At 73.4% G+C, this 18851-nt stretch carries 20 protein-coding genes and 1 tRNA gene; 11 read left to right on the top strand and 10 right to left on the bottom strand.

What is annotated here, in order from left to right:
- Nucleotides 1-97 precede the first annotated feature (97 nt).
- Complete coding sequence (locus ACZ3IL_RS20000; RefSeq protein ID WP_467391760.1) at nt 98-778, bottom strand: hypothetical protein; 681 nt, start codon at nt 776-778, stop codon at nt 98-100.
- A 47-nt stretch (nt 779-825) separates the two neighbouring features.
- On the opposite strand from ACZ3IL_RS20000, the gene ACZ3IL_RS19995 reads away from it, so the two are divergent.
- A complete protein-coding gene (locus ACZ3IL_RS19995; RefSeq protein ID WP_073915128.1) occupies nt 826-1014 on the top strand; it encodes a DUF5703 family protein in 189 nt (62 codons plus the stop codon).
- A gap of 113 nt (nt 1015-1127) precedes the next feature.
- On the opposite strand, the gene ACZ3IL_RS19990 is transcribed toward ACZ3IL_RS19995, so the two are convergent.
- The 3 genes from ACZ3IL_RS19990 to ACZ3IL_RS19980 form a co-directional block, all read right to left on the bottom strand.
- On the bottom strand, nt 1128-1832 hold the full coding sequence (locus ACZ3IL_RS19990; RefSeq protein WP_467391759.1) for a chaplin: 705 nt from the start codon (nt 1830-1832) through the stop codon (nt 1128-1130).
- A 140-nt stretch (nt 1833-1972) separates the two neighbouring features.
- On the bottom strand, nt 1973-2206 hold the full coding sequence (gene chpH / locus ACZ3IL_RS19985) for a chaplin ChpH (RefSeq protein ID WP_467391758.1): 234 nt from the start codon (nt 2204-2206) through the stop codon (nt 1973-1975).
- A gap of 145 nt (nt 2207-2351) precedes the next feature.
- Nucleotides 2352-3677, bottom strand: a complete 1326-nt coding sequence (locus ACZ3IL_RS19980) for a M20/M25/M40 family metallo-hydrolase (protein WP_467391757.1) — start codon at nt 3675-3677, stop codon at nt 2352-2354.
- A 218-nt stretch (nt 3678-3895) separates the two neighbouring features.
- Here ACZ3IL_RS19980 and ACZ3IL_RS19975 point away from each other — a divergent pair.
- A tRNA-Leu gene (locus tag ACZ3IL_RS19975) sits at nt 3896-3983 on the top strand.
- A gap of 70 nt (nt 3984-4053) precedes the next feature.
- On the top strand, nt 4054-4980 hold the full coding sequence (locus ACZ3IL_RS19970) for a pseudouridine synthase (RefSeq protein WP_467391756.1): 927 nt from the start codon (nt 4054-4056) through the stop codon (nt 4978-4980).
- Here ACZ3IL_RS19970 and ACZ3IL_RS19965 read toward each other — a convergent pair.
- The 4 genes from ACZ3IL_RS19965 to ACZ3IL_RS19950 all read right to left on the bottom strand — a co-directional run bounded on the left by ACZ3IL_RS19965 (nt 4964) and on the right by ACZ3IL_RS19950 (nt 9144).
- Nucleotides 4964-5593, bottom strand: coding sequence for an MBL fold metallo-hydrolase (locus tag ACZ3IL_RS19965; protein WP_467391755.1), 630 nt, complete (start codon nt 5591-5593; stop codon nt 4964-4966). The two genes, ACZ3IL_RS19970 and ACZ3IL_RS19965, sit on opposite strands and share 17 nt — an antisense overlap.
- The gene (locus ACZ3IL_RS19960; RefSeq protein ID WP_467391754.1) at nt 5593-6678 is read right to left on the bottom strand and encodes an S-(hydroxymethyl)mycothiol dehydrogenase; all 1086 of its coding nucleotides are present in this window, start codon (nt 6676-6678) and stop codon (nt 5593-5595) included. Before ACZ3IL_RS19960 ends, ACZ3IL_RS19965 begins: the two co-directional genes overlap by 1 nt.
- A 117-nt stretch (nt 6679-6795) precedes the next feature.
- A complete protein-coding gene (locus ACZ3IL_RS19955; RefSeq protein WP_467391753.1) occupies nt 6796-8247 on the bottom strand; it encodes an amino acid permease in 1452 nt (483 codons plus the stop codon).
- Between the two features lie 195 nt (nt 8248-8442).
- Nucleotides 8443-9144, bottom strand: a complete 702-nt coding sequence (locus tag ACZ3IL_RS19950; protein ID WP_467391752.1) for a FadR/GntR family transcriptional regulator — start codon at nt 9142-9144, stop codon at nt 8443-8445.
- Nucleotides 9145-9358: 214 nt separating this feature from the next.
- On the opposite strand from ACZ3IL_RS19950, the gene ACZ3IL_RS19945 reads away from it, so the two are divergent.
- The 3 genes from ACZ3IL_RS19945 to ACZ3IL_RS19935 all read left to right on the top strand — a co-directional run bounded on the left by ACZ3IL_RS19945 (nt 9359) and on the right by ACZ3IL_RS19935 (nt 11860).
- Complete coding sequence (locus tag ACZ3IL_RS19945) at nt 9359-9880, top strand: gluconokinase (RefSeq protein WP_467391751.1); 522 nt, start codon at nt 9359-9361, stop codon at nt 9878-9880.
- Nucleotides 9881-9928: 48 nt separating this feature from the next.
- Nucleotides 9929-11326 carry a GntT/GntP/DsdX family permease gene (locus ACZ3IL_RS19940; protein WP_467391750.1) on the top strand — a complete coding sequence of 466 codons (1398 nt, stop codon included), beginning with the start codon at nt 9929-9931 and terminating at the stop codon, nt 11324-11326.
- Between the two features lie 123 nt (nt 11327-11449).
- Nucleotides 11450-11860, top strand: a complete 411-nt coding sequence (locus tag ACZ3IL_RS19935) for an ASCH domain-containing protein (RefSeq protein ID WP_467392044.1) — start codon at nt 11450-11452, stop codon at nt 11858-11860.
- An 88-nt stretch (nt 11861-11948) separates the two neighbouring features.
- Here the strand turns inward: ACZ3IL_RS19935 and ACZ3IL_RS19930 are convergent, their stop codons facing one another.
- On the bottom strand, nt 11949-13604 hold the full coding sequence (locus tag ACZ3IL_RS19930; protein ID WP_467391749.1) for an FAD-binding dehydrogenase: 1656 nt from the start codon (nt 13602-13604) through the stop codon (nt 11949-11951).
- 156 nt (nt 13605-13760) lie between these two features.
- On the opposite strand from ACZ3IL_RS19930, the gene ACZ3IL_RS19925 reads away from it, so the two are divergent.
- The 3 genes from ACZ3IL_RS19925 (at nt 13761) to ACZ3IL_RS19915 (ending at nt 15217) form a co-directional block, all read left to right on the top strand.
- Nucleotides 13761-14282 carry an NUDIX domain-containing protein gene (locus ACZ3IL_RS19925; protein ID WP_467391748.1) on the top strand — a complete coding sequence of 174 codons (522 nt, stop codon included), beginning with the start codon at nt 13761-13763 and terminating at the stop codon, nt 14280-14282.
- A 219-nt stretch (nt 14283-14501) separates the two neighbouring features.
- Nucleotides 14502-14897, top strand: a complete 396-nt coding sequence (locus ACZ3IL_RS19920) for a YidH family protein (RefSeq protein WP_467391747.1) — start codon at nt 14502-14504, stop codon at nt 14895-14897.
- Complete coding sequence (locus tag ACZ3IL_RS19915; RefSeq protein ID WP_467391746.1) at nt 14894-15217, top strand: DUF202 domain-containing protein; 324 nt, start codon at nt 14894-14896, stop codon at nt 15215-15217. Before ACZ3IL_RS19920 ends, ACZ3IL_RS19915 begins: the two co-directional genes overlap by 4 nt.
- Before the next feature lie 243 nt (nt 15218-15460).
- Here ACZ3IL_RS19915 and ACZ3IL_RS19910 read toward each other — a convergent pair whose 3' ends face one another.
- Nucleotides 15461-16390, bottom strand: coding sequence for an NADP-dependent oxidoreductase (locus tag ACZ3IL_RS19910; protein WP_467391745.1), 930 nt, complete (start codon nt 16388-16390; stop codon nt 15461-15463).
- A 316-nt stretch (nt 16391-16706) separates the two neighbouring features.
- Between ACZ3IL_RS19910 and ACZ3IL_RS19905 the strand changes: the two genes are divergently transcribed.
- Both ACZ3IL_RS19905 and ACZ3IL_RS19900 read left to right on the top strand, forming a co-directional pair.
- Nucleotides 16707-17618 carry an MBL fold metallo-hydrolase gene (locus tag ACZ3IL_RS19905; protein WP_467391744.1) on the top strand — a complete coding sequence of 304 codons (912 nt, stop codon included), beginning with the start codon at nt 16707-16709 and terminating at the stop codon, nt 17616-17618.
- Between the two features lie 198 nt (nt 17619-17816).
- Nucleotides 17817-18845, top strand: a complete 1029-nt coding sequence (locus ACZ3IL_RS19900) for a phosphotransferase family protein (protein WP_467391743.1) — start codon at nt 17817-17819, stop codon at nt 18843-18845.
- Nucleotides 18846-18851 lie beyond the last annotated feature (6 nt).

Raw genomic sequence — 18851 nt, 5'->3', positions numbered from 1 at the left:
GGCCCTTCCCCGTCCCCCGGCGCGGCGTCCGGCCGGGGAGCGCCTTCCGGCGTCCGGCCGGAGGGGCCCGGCCGGGGGGCGTTCCCGCCCCGTCCGCTCAGGAGGTGTCGTCCGCGCCCCGGTCCCCTCCGCCCGCGCGGCCGTCCCCTCCGTCCGCGCCGTCCTCCTCGTCGAAGACGGCGCTGACGTCGAAGCGGCAGACGATCCGCTCCGGGTCGACGTGCTCGAAGGGGGCGTGGAGCCACTCCCCCGGCTCCGGAAGCTCCTCGGCGGCGGTGACCCAGAGCGTGGAGTCGCCCTCCTCCAGGCCGAACTCCTTGTGCCGCGAGGCGATCTCGTCCGGCTCGTACTCGCCGAAGAGGACGCCGAGCGCGGCGAGGGGCGAGACGCCGGCCCTGGCGGCCGCTCCGGTGGGCTCGTCGCCGCCGCCGTGCTCGACGACGCGACGGGCCTGGGCGAGCAGCCGCCGGGGTTCCGCCACGGCGTAGTCGCGGCGGATCAGGAGGCTGAGGGCGTGGGGTTCGTCGGGTCCGGTGTACGGCGGCAGGGAGTCGTCCGCCCCGGGGATCTCGAAGGGCGTGACCTCGTCGTAGTGGTCGTAGAGGAGTTCGTCGTAGGCCTCGGCGGCCGAGGCGAGGGCGTTGAAGGCCTCGTAGACGGCCGTGTCGTCGTCCCCCGTGCGGCGTTCGACCGCCGCGAGGTGACGGTCCAGTGCGGCTTTGACCGCCTCGGCGGCGGCACGTACCTCGGCAGCGGTGGGCTGCGCAGCATCAGACATGGGACAGACGCTATCCGTACCGGGGCGGTGCCCGCACAATAGATGCGATGCCGGAATACGAATTTGTCGACGTGTACGTGCCGCGCGGTGTCTCCCGCAAGGAGGCGACGCGGCTGCTGACCGATCATGCCGAGTACGGGCACTGGGAGTTGGACCGTCTGACCCTGCACCGGGACGGGAGCCGCAGGGTGCGGCTGAAACGGCGGATCATCCGCCAGGTCCGGGCGACCTGGTAGCGGGAGGACGGCGAGGAACGACGAGAAGGGGCCCCGTGGTGTGCGGGGCCCCTGTGCGTGGTGCTTGTCACACGGTCGCGTACGGACCGGGCGGCACCGGGGGCCGGGCGGCCTCAGGCGGCGCGGCGGGCGCGCCGGTAGATCAGCGAACCGGCGAGCAGCATGCCCGCGCCGGCGGGGAGGACCACACCGAGCGGCGCGGAGCCGGTCTCGGCGAGTTCCTCGACGGCACGCGGCGGGGTGACGGCGTGCGCGCCCGGGGTGTTCGGTCCGCTCTCGTGACCGGGAGCGGGCGGGTTGCCCGGGGTCTCCGGGTGTCCCGGGTTCTCCGGCTTCCCGGGGTGCTCGGGGTGGCCCGGGTTCTCCGGCTTCCCCGGACGCGCCGGCTCGACGTTGGCGCACTCGTTGCCCGCGGCCGGGTTGAGGAGCCCGATGACGTCGACGGTGTTCCCGCAGACGTTCACCGGGACGTCGACCGGCGCCTGGACGCTGTTGCCGGAGCCCACCCCGGGCGAGCCGCTGGTGTGGCTCTCGGCGGAGGAGCCGCCGGACGAGCCCGGTCCACCGGACCCGGAGACGTTGGCGCACTTGTTGCCCATCGCCGGATTGAGCACGCCGACGACGTCGACGGTGTTCCCGCAGACGTTCACCGGGACGTGCACCGGGGCCTGGACGGTGTTCCCGGACGCGACGCCCGGGGAGTTCGCGGCCGTACCGTTCGCACCGGAGTCGGCGTGCGCCCAACCGCCGCCGATCGCGACGAAAACGCCTCCGGCGGCCGCAACGGTGATGAGGCCCTTGCGCGTGACCTGTCGCATAGCTTGTTTCCTGCCTGCTCGGCTTAGAAGGAGTGCCACCGGGCGGACTGCCCGGGGCGGAAATGGCCACCGGCCCCGGAGTGCATGGCACGCACTCCGGGGCCGGACCGGCTCACACCCTCACGGGGCGAGGCACGACGTCAGGCGTTGACGCAGGTGTTGCCGAAGGCGGGGTTCAGCAGCCCGATGACGTCGACGGTGTTGCCGCACACGTTCACCGGAACGTGGACCGGCACCTGGATGACGTTGCCCGAGAGGACACCGGGGGAACCGATGGCCGCACCCTGGGCACCCGCGTCGGCGACGGCCATGCCCGCACCCGCGAGAACGAGACCGCCAGTGGCAGCCGCAGCAGCGACGACCTTCTTGATCATTATTCCTCCTAGTTGGCAATGCGGCCCCAGCCGCGGACCGCACACCTGTAACGAGGGGGAATCGGGGGGGCTACGACCCCCCGGGGTCATTCACTCTTTCCGGGCACACACAAACGCACGGCCGAATCCGTCCCGGCGGGCCTCCTCAGCAGGCGTCGAGGAAGCGGTCCAGGACCCGGGTGCCGAACTTCAGGCCGTCGACCGGGACCCGCTCGTCCACGCCGTGGAACATGCCGGCGAAGTCGAGCTCCGGCGGCAGCTTGAGCGGGGCGAAGCCGAAGCAGCGGATGCCGAGGTCGTCGAAGGACTTGGCGTCGGTGCCGCCCGAGAGCATGTACGGCACGGCGCGGGCGATCGGGTCCTCGGCGCGCAGCGCCAGCTGCATGGCGTCCACCAGGGCGCCGTCGAAGCTGGTCTCCAGGGCCTTGTCGCCGTGCACGTCCTCCCGCTTCACCCGGGGGCCGAGAAGCCGGTCGAGGTCGGCCAGGAACTCCTGCTCGTGGCCGGGCAGGAAGCGGCCGTCGACGTGCGCCGTGGCCTGGCCGGGGATCACGTTCACCTTGTAGCCGGCGCCGAGCATGGTCGGGGCGGCCGAGTTGCGCAGGGTGGCGCCGATCATCTTGGCGATGCCGCCGAGCTTGGCGAGGGTGGCCTCCATGTCCTCGGGGTCGAGCGGGGTGCCCAGGGCGTCCGAGAGCTCGTCCAGGAAGGACCGCACGGTCTTGGTGACCCTCACCGGCCACTGGTGGCGGCCGAGACGGCCCACGGCCTCGCAGAGTTCGGTGACCGCGTTGTCGTCGTTGGTCATCGAGCCGTGGCCCGCGGTGCCCTCGACGGTCAGCCGCATCCAGTGCATGCCCTTCTGGGCCGTCTCGACCAGGTAGAGCCGCAGGTTCTCGTTGACGGTGAAGGAGAAGCCGCCGACCTCGCCGATCGCCTCGGTGACCCCGTCGAAGAGGTCCGGGCGCCGGTCGACCAGGTGCCGGGCGCCGTAGGTGCCGCCGGCCTCCTCGTCGGCGAGGAAGGCGAGGACGACGTCGCGCGGGGGCTTGCGTCCGCTGCGCAGCCGGTCCCGCACGACCGCGAGGGTCATCGCGTCCATGTCCTTCATGTCCACCGCGCCCCGGCCCCAGACGCAGCCGTCGGCGATCTCCCCGGAGAAGGGGTGGTGGGTCCAGTCCGCGGCGTCGGCCGGGACGACGTCGGTGTGGCCGTGGATGAGGAGCGCGGGCCGCGAGGGGTCCTCCCCCTCGATCCGGGCCACGGTGGAGGCCCGTCCCCGGTGCGACTCGATGATCTCCGGTTCGAGACCGACCTCGGCGAGCTTCTCGGCGACGTACTCGGCCGCCGCCCGCTCCCCCGGTCCCGAGTGGTCGCCGTAGTTGCTGGTGTCGATCCGGATGAGGTCGCGACAGAGGTCGACCACCTCGTCCTCGCCCGTGACGCCCCGGTCCGTGTTCGACTCGCTCACGCTGTTCCTCCCACTAGGTGCCCCGCGTGGTTGCTGGTGGTCGCCCCCATCCTCTCGCGCGGCCCCCTCGCCGCCCAAGGCCGCCCACCGGCCGGCACACGGCCGTCACACCCCCCGCGAGCGGCCCGGGGCCGTCCGGGGTGGTGATCGACCCCTCCGAATGTTTGCTATGGTTTTCCTCGTCGGAAGGGCCCAGCGGCCGGGAAGACACACACCTTGTCCGGGTGGCGGAATGGCAGACGCGCTAGCTTGAGGTGCTAGTGCCCTTTATCGGGCGTGGGGGTTCAAGTCCCCCCTCGGACACCACACGGAGTCCCGGTCGAGATCTTCTCGGCCGGGACTTCCGCATGGGTACGTACGGTCACGAGGCGGAGCGGTGAGACGCAGAACCAGGCCCCCCGTGTCACCGCTGCCCCAGCGCGACGGGATCGATCCCGTACGGGTGCGGACGCCCGAGGACCCGGAGGGGGCCTGGCCGACCGTGCGGGAGTACCTGCTCGGCCGGTACGGGGCGGCCGTCGGGGCCGGGCGGGTCGAGGAGATGCTGCGGACGGGCCGGTTCGTCGGGACCGACGGGCCGCTGACCGGGGACGAGCCGTACGCCGGGGGGCGGTACCTCTGGTTCCACCGGGATCTCCCCCCGGAGACGCCGGTGCCGTTCGGCGTCGGGATCGTGTACCGGGACGAGCGGATCGTGGTCGCGGACAAGCCGCACTTCCTGGCGACGACGCCCCGGGGGCGGCACGTCGCGGAGACCGCGACGGCCCGGCTGCGGCGGGACCTGGGGCTGCCCCGGCTGCAGGCCGCGCACCGGCTCGACCGGCTGACGGCGGGCCTCGTGCTCTTCGTCGTGCGGGAGGAGGACCGGGGGGCGTACCAGACGCTGTTCCGGGACCGGGCCGTGCGCAAGGAGTACGAGGCGGTGGCGCCGTACGATCCGGCGGTGGAGCTGCCGGTGACGGTGCGGAGCCGGATCGAGAAGGAGCGCGGGGTGATGGCCGCCCGGGAGGTGCCGGGCGAGCCGAACAGCGAGAGCCGGATCGCGCTCGTGGCGCACGCCGGCGGGCTCGGCCGGTACCGGCTGGTGCCGGTGACCGGCCGGACGCACCAGCTGCGGGTGCACATGAACGCGCTGGGGCTGCCGATCCTGCACGATCCGGTCTATCCGGTGGTCCGTGGGGACGGGCCGGAGGACTTCGGGCGTCCGCTGGGGCTGCTGGCGCGGACGCTGGAGTTCACCGACCCGTTCACGGGCCGTGCGGTGCGCTTCGAGAGCCGGCTGCGGCTCAGTGGCCCCGGCTGATCCACTCCTGGAGGTGCGGGGCCTCGGCGCCGATGGTGGTGGAGTCGCCGTGGCCGGTGCGCACCACCGTCTCCGGGGGCAGGACGAGGAGCTTGTCGCGGATCGAGTCCACGATCGTCGGGAAGTCCGAGAAGGACCGGCCGGTGGCTCCGGGGCCGCCCTGGAAGAGGGTGTCCCCGGTGAAGACCGTGCCCAGGGCCGGTGCGTACAGGCTGACCGCGCCGGGGGCGTGGCCCGGGGTGTGGAGGACCGTGAGGTCGGTGCCGGCGATGGTGAGGACCTGGCCGTCGGCGAGGTCGCCGTCCGGGGTGTGGTCGGGGTGCGTCCGCTTCCACAGCGGCAGGTCGGCGGGGTGGAGCAGGACGCGGGCGCCGGTGGCGGCCGCGAGCGCCGGGGCCGCGTCGATGTGGTCGTCGTGGGCGTGGGTGCAGACGATGGCGCGCAGGACGCGTCCGTCGAGCGCGGCGAGGACGGCCCCGGCGTCGTGGGCGGCGTCGATGACGATCGCCTCGGTGTCGTCGCCGACGATCCAGACGTTGTTGTCGACGTCCCAGGTGCCGCCGTCGAGGCTGAAGGTGCCGGAGGTGACGAGGTGGTCGATCCGGGCGGCCATCACAGCACCACCACCGAGCGCAGGACGTCGCCCTCGTGCATGCGGGCGAAGGCCTTCTCGACCTCGCCGAGGCCGATGGTCTCGGTGACGAAGGCGCCGAGGTCGATGCGGCCCTGCTGGTGCAGGTCGACGAGCATCGGGAAGTCGCGGGAGGGCAGGCAGTCGCCGTACCAGGAGGACTTGAGCGCGCCGCCGCGGCCGAAGACGTCCAGGAGCGGGAGTTCGAGCTTCATCTCGGGGGTGGGGACGCCGACGAGGACGACGGTGCCGGCCAGGTCGCGGGCGTAGAAGGCCTGCCGGTAGGTCTCCGGGCGGCCGACGGCCTCGATGACGACGTCGGCGCCGAAGCCGCCGGTGAGTTCGCGGATCGCCTCGACGGGGTCGGTGGAGCGGGAGTTGACGGTGTGGGTGGCGCCCATCGCCTTCGCCGTCTCCAGCTTCCGGTCGTCGATGTCCACGGCGATGATCTTCGCGGCCCCGGCGAGGCGGGAGCCGACGACGGCCGCGTCCCCGACGCCGCCGCAGCCGATGACGGCGACGGTGTCGCCGCGGCCGACGTTCCCGGTGTTGATGGCGGCGCCGATGCCGGCCATCACGCCGCAGCCGAGGAGGCCCGCGACCTCGGGGGCGACGGCGGGGTCCACCTTGGTGCACTGGCCTGCGGCGACGAGGGTCTTCTCGGCGAAGGCGCCGATGCCGAGGGCCGGGGAGAGTTCCGTGCCGTCGAGCAGGGTCATCCGCTGCGACGCGTTGTGGGTGTCGAAGCAGTACCAGGGGCGGCCGCGCAGGCAGGCCCGGCAGTGGCCGCACACGGCGCGCCAGTTGAGGATCACGAAGTCGCCGGGGGTCACGTCGGTGACGCCCTCGCCGACCGACTCCACGACTCCGGCGGCCTCGTGGCCGAGGAGGAAGGGGAAGTCGTCGTTGATCCCGCCCTGCTTGTAGTGCAGGTCCGTGTGGCAGACGCCGCAGGCCCGGATCTTCACGACGGCCTCGCCGGGACCGGGGTCGGGGATCACGATCGTCTCGACCCGTACCGGTTCGTCCCTGCCGGGGGCGATGACTCCCTGGACGTGCTGCGGCATCACGGACTTCCTTTTCTGCGAACGGATCTTGTGGCTCCTGGGTACCACTATCCCCTGGCGGAACGCGAGTCCCCCGCAGGCCGTGCCCGCGGGGGACTCGTGGGGGCTCGCGGAGCGTCAGCCGCGCGGCGCGGCGGAGGCGGTGCGGACCCGGCGGCGGACCAGGAACCAGCCGCCGACCAGCGCGGCCGCGACGAGCGGGACGCAGGCGACGGTGGTGCGGCCGGTGCCGCCGTCCATCCACATGAGGACGAGGACGGAGGCGAGGAAGCAGAGGGTGACGATCTGGGTGTACGGGGCCCAGGACAGGCGGAAACCGGGACGGACGACCCGGCCCTCCCCGGCGCGGCGCCAGAACAGCAGCGAACAGATCATGATCATCGCCCAGGTGCCCAGGATGCCGAGGGAGGCGAAGTTGATGACCAGTTCGAACGCGTCGTCGGGCATCACGTAGTTGAGGACCACTCCGAGGACGCCGAACCCGGCGGTGAGGAGGATTCCGCCGTAGGGCACGCCGCCCTTGTTCATGACGCCGGTGAAGCGGGGCGCGGAGCCGGAGAGCGACATGGAGCGCAGGATGCGGCCGGTGGAGTACAGGCCGGAGTTGAGGCTGGAGAGGGCGGCGGTGAGGACGACGAGGTTCATCACGCCGGCGGCGCCGGGGACGCCGAGCCTGTCGAAGACGGTGACGAAGGGGCTCTGGTCGCCGGAGTACGCCGTGTACGGCAGGAGCAGGGCGAGCAGCACGACGGAGCCGACGTAGAAGAGGCCGACGCGCCACATGATCGAGTTGATCGCCTTGGGCATGATCTTCTCGGGGTGCTCGGTCTCGCCGGCGGCGACGCCGCACAGCTCGACGGAGGCGTAGGCGAAGACGACGCCCTGGACGAGCAGCAGCACGGGCATGACGCCCTGGGGGAAGACGCCGCCGTTGTCGGTGATCGTGGCCAGGCCGGGGGTGTGGCCGTCGATGTCGTGGGAGGTCACCACGAGGAAGACGCCGACCAGCAGGAAGACGACCAGGGCGGCGACCTTGACGATCGCGAACCAGAACTCCATCTCGCCGAAGTACTTCACGGAGATGAGGTTGGCGGCGAGGACGATCGCGAGCGCGATCAGGGCGAGGACCCACTGGTCGATGTCGCTGAACAGCGACCAGAAGTGGGCGTAGGTGGCGGCCGCGGTGATGTCGGCGACGGCGGTGGTCGACCAGTTGAGGAAGTAGAGCCAGCCCGCCGTGTAGGCGCCCTTCTCGCCCATGAACTCGCGCGCGTAGGAGACGAAGGCCCCGGAGGAGGGGCGGTAGAGCACCAGCTCGCCGAGGGCGCGGACCACGAAGAAGGCGAAGACGCCGCAGACGGCGTAGGCCAGGAAGAGCGAGGGGCCGGCCTGCGCCATGCGGCCCCCGGCGCCCAGGAAGAGCCCGGTTCCGATGGCGCCGCCGATGGCGATCATGTTGATGTGCCGGGACTTGAGGTCCTTGCGGTATCCGGCGTCGCCGGCGTCGACGTGGGGGGTGGTCCCGTCGGGGGTCGCCGGCGGGGCGGACGCGGTGACGCGGTCGCTCATGGGGTCGTTCGCCTTTGTGAGGGGGGTGTGGGGTACCCGGCCGCACCCGACGGGGATCTCCCCGGTGCGACCGGCGCACATCTTCGTCGTGATGTCCGGCGGACCGCAGTGGCGGATGTCACTGGGCGCCCGGATTTGAGCTGGTTCAGAGCTTCGCGCGGTCCTCCGGGGCGCGGCGCCCCGGCGCGCGGGTCCTCACGGCGCGAGGACGTCCAGCTCTTGGAGGGCGCCGACCGCGATCCGGCGGGTCAGCTCCTCGGCCCGGGCCGCGTCCCGTTCCCGCACGGCCTCCGCGACCTGGACGTGGAGGGTGACGGCGGCCGGGTCGGGGTCCTCGAACATCACGTGGTGGTGGGTGCGGCCGGTGAGGACCTCCGCGACGACGTCCCCGAGGCGGGCGAACATCTCGTTGCCGGAGGCGTCGAGGACGACCCGGTGGAAGGCCACGTCGTGGACGAGGTACTCCTCCAGGCGCCGGCCCCGCGAGGTGGCGACCATGCCGAGGGCCTGCTCGGTCAGCTCGCGGCACTGGGCGGGGGTGGCGTTCAGGGCCGCCAGGCCCGCGGCGACGGGTTCGACGGCGGACCGGAGCACGGTGAGCGAGCGGAGCTGGCGGGAGCGGTCGGCGCCGGCCAGGCGCCAGCGGATGACCTGGGGGTCGTACACGTTCCAGCGGGCGGTGGGGAGCACGGTCACGCCGACGCGGCGGCGCGACTCGACGAGGTGCATGGACTCCAGGACCCGGACGACCTCGCGGATCACGGTCCGGGAGACGTCGAAGCGCCGGGCCAGCTCGTCGGTGCGCAGCACGGTGCCGGGCGGGTACTCCCCGGCCGTGATCGCGAGGCCCAGGGTGGCCAGGACGTGGGGGTGGAGCCCCTGGGCCGGTGTCGTCATGGAGGAAGCCTATGCGGGTACGCGGGGGTGATCCCATCCGGGCGGCTCCGGCGCCGGGCCCGGAACGCGGTCCCGGCGTCCGCCCGGATCACGGTCCGGCGATGAAAAGTACGACTTTTATGTCACAGTCTCTTGAATACGTCGTACCCAATGGGTTTCATGAGCGCGACGGAAAACGGAATCGATGTCGATGAGGACAGCGAGGCACCCCCACATGAGCAGCACCCCCCAGGCCCCTCCCGTCGTCGTCGTGATGGGCGTCGCGGGGACCGGCAAGACCACCATCGGTCCGCTGGTCGCCGAGGCCCTCGGCCTCCCCTACGCCGAGGGCGACGACTTCCACCCGGCGGCCAACGTCGCCAAGATGTCGGCGGGCGTTCCGCTGGACGACGAGGACCGGGGACCCTGGCTCGACGCCATCGGGGCATGGGCGCACGGCCGGGCCGGGCTCGGCGGTGTGGTGAGCAGCTCCGCGCTGAAGCGGGCGTACCGGGACCGGCTGCGTGCCGCCGCGCCCGGCGTCGTCTTCCTCCACCTGACCGGTGACCGGGAGCTCATCGAGCGCCGGATGGCCGCGCGCAAGGGGCACTTCATGCCGACGGCGCTCCTCGACTCCCAGTTCGCCACCCTGCAGCCGTTGCAGGCCGACGAGGCCGGCGTCGCCGTCGACGTCTCCGGCACCCCCGAGGAGATCACGGCCCGGGCCGTCGCCGCGCTGCGCGGCGCGACCGGCTGACCTCCCCGTCGTTCCCCCTCTCCACCTGCCCGTACGAAGGACACCACCGTGACCAGTCTCAGCGTCGAGACCCTGGCAGCGGACGCCGCCGAACCGATCACCTCGGCGGGCAACGCCCAGCTCGGGATCGCCGTGCTCGCCGGCATCGCCGTCATCGTCCTGCTCATCACCAAGTTCAAGCTGCACGCGTTCCTGGCCCTGACCATCGGGTCGCTCGCGCTCGGCGCGTTCGCCGGGGCCCCGCTCGCGGACACCATCAAGTCCTTCACCACCGGTCTCGGCAACACCGTCGCCGGCGTGGGCGTCCTGATAGCCCTCGGCGCCATCCTCGGCAAGCTGCTCGCGGACTCCGGCGGCGCCGACCAGATCGTCGACACGATCCTGGCCAGGGCGAGCGGCCGGGCCATGCCGTGGGCGATGGTCCTCATCGCCTCCGTGATCGGCCTGCCGCTCTTCTTCGAGGTCGGCATCGTGCTGCTGATCCCGGTGGTGCTGCTCGTCGCCAAGCGCGGCAACTACTCCCTCATGAGGATCGGCATCCCGGCCCTCGCGGGCCTCTCCGTGATGCACGGGCTCATCCCGCCGCACCCCGGCCCGCTCGTCGCGATCGACGCGGTCGGCGCCAACCTCGGTGTCACCCTCGCCCTCGGCATCGTCGTCGCGATCCCGACCGTGATCATCGCCGGCCCGCTCTTCTCCCGGTACGCCGCCCGCTGGGTGGACATCCCGGCCCCCGAGAACATGATCCCGTCGCGTCCCTCCGAGGACCTGGAGAAGCGCCCCGGCTTCGGCGTCACCGTCGCGACCGTGATGCTCCCGGTCGTCCTCATGCTGGTGAAGGCGCTCGTCGACATCGTCGTGGACGACCCCGAGAACGGCGTCCAGAAGGTCACCGACGTCATCGGTTCGCCGCTGATCGCGCTGCTCGCCGCCGTCCTCGTCGCGCTCTTCACCCTGGGCCGGGCCGCCGGCTTCACCAAGGAGCGGCTGTCCTCGACCGTCGAGAAGTCGCTCGCCCCGATCGCGGGCGTCCTGATGATCGTCGGTGCCGGCGGCGGGTTCAAGCAGACCCTGATCGACATCGGCGTCGGCCAGATGATCCTGGACTTCTCCAAGAGCTGGTCCATCCCGGCCCTGCTGCTCGCCTGGCTGATCGCGGTCGCGATCCGGCTCGCGACGGGCTCGGCGACGGTGGCGACGATCTCGGCGGCGGGGCTCGTGGCCCCGCTGGCGGAGGGCATGTCGACGAGCGAGACCGCCCTGCTCGTGCTCGCGATCGGTGCCGGTTCGCTCTTCTTCAGCCACGTCAACGACGCCGGGTTCTGGCTGGTGAAGGAGTACTTCGGCATGAACGTCGGCCAGACGATCAAGACCTGGTCGGTGATGGAGACGATCATCTCGGTCGTCGGCATCGTGTTCGTCCTGCTGCTGTCGCTGGTGCTGTAGGCCGCCGGGAAGCGGCGGTGGGGGGGGGGGGGGGGGGGGGGGGGGGGGGGGGGGGGGGGGGGGGCCGCCCGCCCCCCCCCCCCCCCCCCCCCCCCCCCCCCCCCCCCCCGCGCGCTCAAGCCCCTGCTCCTCGCCTTCCCCGGCCCGTTCCGGGACCGGCTCGTCGGTGCCGTCCTCTCCGGAGGGAAGACCGCCACGACCGGGCTCCTCGTGGAGTACGAGGTCGAGAACGAGGAACTGCCGGAGGCGGGCGAGCGCTCGGCCCTGATCGACTCCGCCGGCCGCGAGGTCGCGGTCGTGGAGGTGACGGAGGTCCGGGTCCTGCCCCTCTGCGAGGCCGACCTGCGCCTCGCCCTCGACGAGGGCGAGGGGTACCGGTCGGTCGCGGAGTGGCGGGAGGCCCACGAGCGCTTCTGGCACGGCGAGGAGATGCGGGAGGGCCTGGGGGACCCGGACTTCACCGTGGACGACGGGACGGTGCCGGTCGTGGAGCGGTTCCGGGTGGTGGAGGTCCTTTCGCCGGGCGTCGGCTGACCCCCTTCCCCCTCCGGCAGGGCGCCGCCTGACCCCCTCCCCCTTCCGGCAGGGCATCGGCCGATCGTCCTTCCCTTCCGGCAGGGCGTCAGCCCACCGCCTTCGCCGCCGCCCGGCCCGCCGCACGCCCCGAGAAGAGGCAGCCGCCGAGGAAGGTGCCCTCGAGGGAGCGGTAGCCGTGGACGCCGCCGCCGCCGAAACCGGCCGCCTCGCCCGCCGCGTACACGCCCTCCAGGGGCGCGCCGTCCTCCGTCAGGACGCGGGAGTCGAGGTCGGTCTCCAGTCCGCCGAGGGACTTGCGGGTGAGGATGTTGAGGCGTACGGCGATGAGCGGGCCCGCCCCGGGGTCGAGGATGCGGTGCGGGGCCGCCGTGCGGATGAGCCGGTCGCCCAGGTACCTGCGGGCCCCGTGGATCGCCGTGACCTGGAGGTCCTTGGTGAAGGGGTTGGCGATCTCGCGGTCGCGGGCGGTGATCTCGCGGCGCAGGGCGGCCTCGTCGATCAGCGGCTCGCCGGTGAGCGCGTTCATGCCCCGGACGAGGGCGGGGAGGTCGTCCTCCACGACGAAGTCGGCGCCCTTGTCCATGAAGGCCCGCACGGGGGCCGGCACCTCGGCGCGGGCGCGGTCGACGACCCCGCGGATCGACTTGCCGGTCAGGTCGGGGTTCTGTTCCGACCCGGAGAGCGCGAACTCCTTGCCGATGATCTTCTTGTCGAGGACGAACCACGTGTGGTCGTGGCCGGTCCGCATGATGTGTTCGAGGGTGCCGAGGGTGTCGAAGCCGGGGAAGAGCGGCACGGGCAGGCGCTTGCCGGTGGCGTCGAGCCAGAGGGAGGACGGGCCGGGCAGGATGCGGATGCCGTGCCGGGCCCAGATGGGGTTCCAGTTCTCGATGCCCTCGGTGTAGTGCCACATCCGGTCGCGGTTGATGTGGTGGGCGCCCGCCTTCTCGGCGATGCCGAGCATCAGTCCGTCGACGTGCGCGGGGACGCCGGAGAGCAGCTTGGCGGGCGGGGTGCCGAGCCGGGCGGGCCACTGCGCGCGGACGAGGTCGTGGTTGCCGCCGATGCCGCCGGAGGTGACGATCACGGCCTGGGCGCGCAGCGCGAAGGAGCCGGTGACCCCGCGGCCGCTGGCGGTGCCGCGGGGGGCCGCGGAGGGTTCCAGGACCTCGCCCGTGACGGTGTCGACGGCTCCGGCGGTACGGGCGAGACCGGTGACGCGGTGGCGGAAGCGGAACGTCACCAGGCCCCGGGCGGCTCCCTCGCGGACCTTGCGCGCGAAGGGGGCGACGAGACCGGGGCCCGTGCCCCAGGTGATGTGGAAGCGGGGGACGGAGTTGCCGTGGCCGGTGGCGTCGTAGCCGCCGCGCTCGGCCCAGCCGACGACGGGGAAGAAGCGGACCCCGCGCGCGTGGAGCCAGGCGCGCTTCTCGCCGGCGGCGAAGTCGACGTACGCCTCGGCCCACTTCCTCGGCCAGTGGTCCTCGGCGCGGTCGAAGCCCGCGGTGCCGTACCAGTCCTGGAGGGCGAGGGCGTGACTGTCCCTGACGCGCATCCGGCGCTGCTCGGGCGAGTCGACGAGGAAGAGGCCTCCGAAGGACCAGTGGGCCTGGCCGCCGAGGGACTGTTCGGGCTCCTGGTCGAGGAGGATCACGGTGCGGCCGGCGTCGACCAGTTCGGCGGTGGCGACGAGTCCGGCGAGACCGGCCCCGATCACGATCACATCAGCGTCGTAGGGCATGGACCGCATCTTGGATACACCGGTGTATCGAGTCAACCGTTCGGACACGTTCCCCCGCTCCGGAACCCTTCCCGGCCCCTCCGGAACCGGCACCGGGACCGGGGCGGCGCGGAGGCGGGGAGGCGGCGGACCGGACCGTTTTGCTTGGATGGCCGCATGAGCGCCGCTGAAGAGATTCTCGATGTCGTGGACGAGCAGGACCGGGTGGTCGGGCGGGCCCCCCGGGGCGAGGTGTACGCGCGGGGCCTGATCCACCGCTGCGTCTTCGTCCGGGTCCGGGACGCCCGGGGCCGGATCTTCGTGCACCGCAGGACGCCGGGGAAGCTGGTCTTCCCCTCCCTGTACGACATGTTCGTCGGCGGTGTCGTCGGCGCGGGCGAGTCCTACGACGAGGCCGCGCTGCGCGAGGCCGAGGAGGAGCTGGGCGTGCGCGGACTGCCCCGGCCCGAACCGGTGCTGCGTTTCCTGTACGACTCCGGGGGCGTGGCCGGGAAGTGGTGGTCCGCGGTGTACGAGGTCCGCTGCGAGCTGCCGGTGGACCCGCAGGCCGAGGAGGTCGCCTGGCACGCCTTCCTGACGGAGGACGAACTGGCGGAGCGGCTCGGCACGTGGGAGTGGGTGCCGGACGGACTCGCCGCGTACGAGCGCCTGCGGGCGCACGCGGCGGGACGGAACTGAGGCCCGGGGCTCCGGCGGCGCGGGGCGGGGCGGGGCTCCGGCGGGTGGAGCCGTACGGGGCCGGGCACCGGCGGGCGGGGCCGGGCGCCGGCGGACGTGGACGGGGCCGGGGCCGGGCATCGGCGGACGTGGACGGGGGGGGGAGGGCGGGGAACGGCGCACCGGCGGCGCGGGGCGGGGTGTCGCGCGGAGTGATCATTCCGCCGCTAGGGTGCACGGGTGAGCGATTTCGTGCGGAGTCTGCGGCTCTGGTTCGCGCCCCGGCGGCTCCAGGAGGAGGGGGACACCCCCGACTACCGCTTCTCCCTCGCCAACGAGCGGACCTTCCTCGCCTGGATCCGGACCGCGCTCGCCCTGGTCGGCGGTGGTTTCGCCGTCGACCAGTTCCTGCCGGACCTGCGGTGGGGGGTGCGGGTCGGGCTCGCGCTCGCGCTGCTCGCCGCCGGGGTGCTGTGCGCCCTGCGCGCGGTGAACCACTGGGTCCGCTGCGAGCGGGCCATGCGGCGCGGCGAGGACCTGCCGGTGTCCCGGTTCCCGGCGGTGCTGAGCCTCGTGGTGGCCGTGGTGGCGCTCGCGATGGTGGTGGTCGTCGTCTTCGGCTGGACCGGGCGGTGAGCCCGGCGGCCGGCGGCGCGGTCCGCGACCCCGGGCTCCAGCCGGAGCGGACCCGGCTCGCCTGGCGGCGCACGACGCTCTCCTGCACGGTCGTGGCGGTGCTCGCCGTCAAGCTGACCGTCCAGGACGGGGCCACGGCCGGGAAACTGGCCGGGCTCGCCCTGTCGGCCCTCGTGTGGATCGCCTTCCTGGCCGTGGCCCACCGCCGCGTCCGCGCCCTGGGGACGGCCCGGCCGCGCCCGCTCTCCCACCGGGACGCGCTGTTCGCCGCCGCGTGCGCCGTCGCGCTGGCCCTCCTGGGGGCGGTGCTGGTCCGGTGACCCCGCCGGCCCTCCCCGTCCCCTGCGGGAGGGCGGTCCGGACGGGCCTTCTCCGCACCTCCACCGGACGGGCGGCCTCCGCGCCCCTACGGGACGGCGACCCCGACGGGCGTCCTCCGCGCCCCCTACGGGACAGGGACCCCGCCGGGCGTCCCCTTCCGCCCCCTGCGGGACGGCGACCCCGACGGGGTGTCCCCTCGTCCCCTACGGGACGAAGACCCCCGAGGGCGTCCTCCGCGTCCCCTACGGGACGGTGACCACGACCTTGCCGTTCAGACCGCCCTCGGCGTTGGCGCGCTGGGCGTCGGCCGCCCGCTCCAGGGGGAACGTCTTCGCCACCCGTACGCCGATCACCCCCTCGTCCGCCAGGCCGGCGAGGGCCTCCAGGTCGGCGGCGTCCGGGCGGACCCAGTAGTAGCGGCCGCCCAGGGCGGTGACCCCGCCGTCCGCGATCGAGGCCAGCCGGCCCCCCGGGGCGAGGAGTTCGGCGGAGCGCTTCAGGTACGGGCCGCCGAGGGTGTCGAAGACGGCGTCCAGGCCCTGCGGGGCGAGGGCCCGGATCCGGTCGGCGAAGGTGTCCTCGTCGTAGCGGACGGGTTCGGCGCCCAGCTCCTCGACCCGCTCCAGACCCCCGTCCCGTGCCGCTCCGAGGACCCGGCAGCCGAGGTGACGGGCGATCTGCACGGCCATCGAACCGACCCCGCCGGCCGCCGCGTGCACGAGGAGGGTGTCGCCCGCGCGCGCCTCCAGGGCCCGGTGGAGCACCTGGTACGCGGTGAGGCCGGTGAGCGGGAGCCCCGCCGCCTCCTCGAAGCCGAGGGCGCGCGGCTTGCGGGCGAGGGTGCGGACGGGCGCGGCGACGTACTCGGCGAAGGTGCCGCGCGCGAGGAAGTCCTCGCGGACGTACCCCATGACCTCGTCGCCCTCGGCGAACTCGGTGACGGACACTCCGGGCCGGACGACGACGCCGGAGACGTCCCAGCCGGGGACCACGGGGAAGACGGCATCCAGCATGCCGTCGAGGGCGCCTTCCTGGCACTTGCGGTCGACGGGGTTGACGGAGGCCGCCCGGACCCTGATCAGGACCGCGTCCGGCCCGATCTTCGGCTCCGGCAGCTCGCCGTACTCCAGGACTTCGGGGCCGCCGTAGCGGCTGTAGCTGATCGCCTTCATACCCCGACCCTCGGTGCGGTCCGGAACGGACGCAACTCGGGGGCCGCGCACGGCCCGCGCGCACGGCGGGCGAGAGGGGCACGACGGGCGCGACGGGCGCCGGGGCGGCCGGTGGACCGGTGCGTCGGTGCGTCGGTGCGTCAGCGCGCCGGTGTGCCCGTGCGCCCGTGCACCGGTGCGTCAGCGCGCCGGTGTGCCCGTGCACCCGTGCACCCGTGCGCCGATGTCCCGGGCGAGCCGGATCCGGATTCCTCCGGGCCGGGTCCGGCTGGCACTCTTCCCCTGTCCGGTCGGCTCTCATCCGGGGAGAATCCCTTTGTCCAGCTCCGATCCCCACGTGGTCACGCTCGCTCCGAACGTCCACGCCTTCGTCCAGCCCGACGGGGGCTGGTGCCTGAACAACGCCGGTTTCCTGGGCGACGCGGAAGAGTCGCTGCTCGTCGACACCGCCGCCACCGAGCGCCGGGCGCTGCTGCTGCGCGAGGCGGTCCTCGCCGAGGGGCTTCCGCTGCCGAGGACCGTGGTCTCCACCCACCACCACGGGGACCACACCTACGGGAACGGGGTGTTCGCCCCCGAGGCGCGGATCGTGGGGCACGAGAACTGCCGGGCCGAACAGCTCGCGGCCGGCCGCCAGCTCCATCTCCTCTGGCCGCAGACCGACTTCGGCCGGATCGACATCCTGCCGCCGTCCCTCACGTACACCGACCGGCTGACGCTGCGCGTCGGCGGCGTCGAGGTGCGGGTGATCCACCCGGGCCCCGCGCACACCACGGGCGACTCGATCGTGCACCTCCCCGAGCAGGGGGTGGTCTTCACGGGCGACCTGGTCTTCCAGGGCGGGACGCCGTTCCTGCCGATGGGGTCGCTGGCCGGTTCGCTGCGGGCCCTGGACCTGCTGCGCTCGCTCGACGCGTCGACGGTGGTGCCGGGGCACGGGCGGGTGACCGACCCCTCCGCGTACGACGCCACGGAGCGGTACCTGCTCCGGGTGCGGGAGCTGGCCGCCGAGGGGTACGCGAGGGGCGAGACGCCGCTGGAGACGGCGCGGCGGGCGGACCTCGGCGAGTTCGCCGCGTGGCGGGAGAGCGAGCGCCTGGTGGCGAACCTGCACCGGGCCCACGCGGAGCTGGAGGGCCTGCCGGAGGGGCATCCGCTCGACCCCGCGGTGATCTTCGGGGACATGGCGGCGATGAACGGCGGCGTGCCGGTGGCCTGCCACGCCTGATCCGCGCGGAGGACGCGCGCCGGGGGCCGGACCGTTCCTCCCGGACGGCCCGGCCCCCGGCGCGTCCCCGCGCGGACACGCGATACCCGTTCACGGCAGCGGCCCGGCCCGTCGCACGGCGGACCGCCCCCTCTGGACGACATACCGACTGGTCGGTCATCATGAACGCCGACCGAAGCCGATCCGGAGGTACGCCCGATGAGTTCCGCCCCGCCGCCAGGCCTCGACCCCGAGCGGCTGCGCCGCTTCCTCGACCGCGAGCGCCCCGGCCTGCTGGCCGGTCCCCTCGAAGCCCGGCTGATCGAGGGCGGCCGCTCGAACCTGACGTACGCGGTGACCGACGGCTCCGCCACCGGCCGCTGGGTCGTCCGGCGGCCTCCGCTCGGCCACGTCCTGGCCACCGCCCACGACATGCGGCGCGAGCACCGCGTCATCAGCGCCCTGCGCGCGACGGACGTGCCCGTGCCCGGGACGGTGCTGCTCTGCGAGGACGAGTCGGTGCTCGGCGCGCCGTTCTACGTCATGGAGTTCGTGGAGGGCACCCCGTACCGCTCGGCCCGCGAACTCGCCCCGCTCGGCCCCGCGCGCACCCGCGCCACCGTCCTCGGCCTGGTGGACACCCTGGTCGACCTGCACGCCGTGGACCCCGCGGCCGTCGGGCTCGGGGACTTCGGGCGCCCCGACGGCTTCCTCGACCGGCAGCTGCGGCGCTGGGGCAAGCAGCTCGACGCCTCGCGCGGCCGGGAGCTGCCCGGGATCGACGAGCTGCACGCCGCTCTCAGCCGCGCGCTGCCCGCCTCTCCCCCGCCCACCGTGGTCCACGGCGACTTCCGGCTCGACAACGTCCTCGTCGGTCCCGACGACCGCGTCCGGGCCGTCCTCGACTGGGAGATGTCCACCCTCGGCGACCCGCTCACCGACCTCGGCCTCCTCGTCATGTACAGCACTCCGCTGGACCTGCCGGACTCCCCCGTCTCCACCACCGCCACGGCCGCCGGCCACCCGGGCACCGCCGAACTGGTCGAGCGCTACGCGGCCCGTTCGGGCCGCGACACCTCCGCCCTGGCCTGGTACACGGCCTTCGCCTGGTTCAAGCTCGCCGTGATCCTGGAGGGCATCCACTACCGCTACACCCTCGGCCGGACGGTCGGCGCCGGCTTCGACCGCATCGGCGATCTGGTCCCCGTCTTCATCGAGCACGGCCTGAACACCCTCCAGGAAGGCTGATCCGTC

This window comes from Streptomyces sp. NPDC014907 (genome assembly GCF_055562975.1).
The sequence above is the reverse complement of the archived record's forward strand: the minus strand, read 5'-3'. Positions and strand labels throughout refer to the sequence as shown.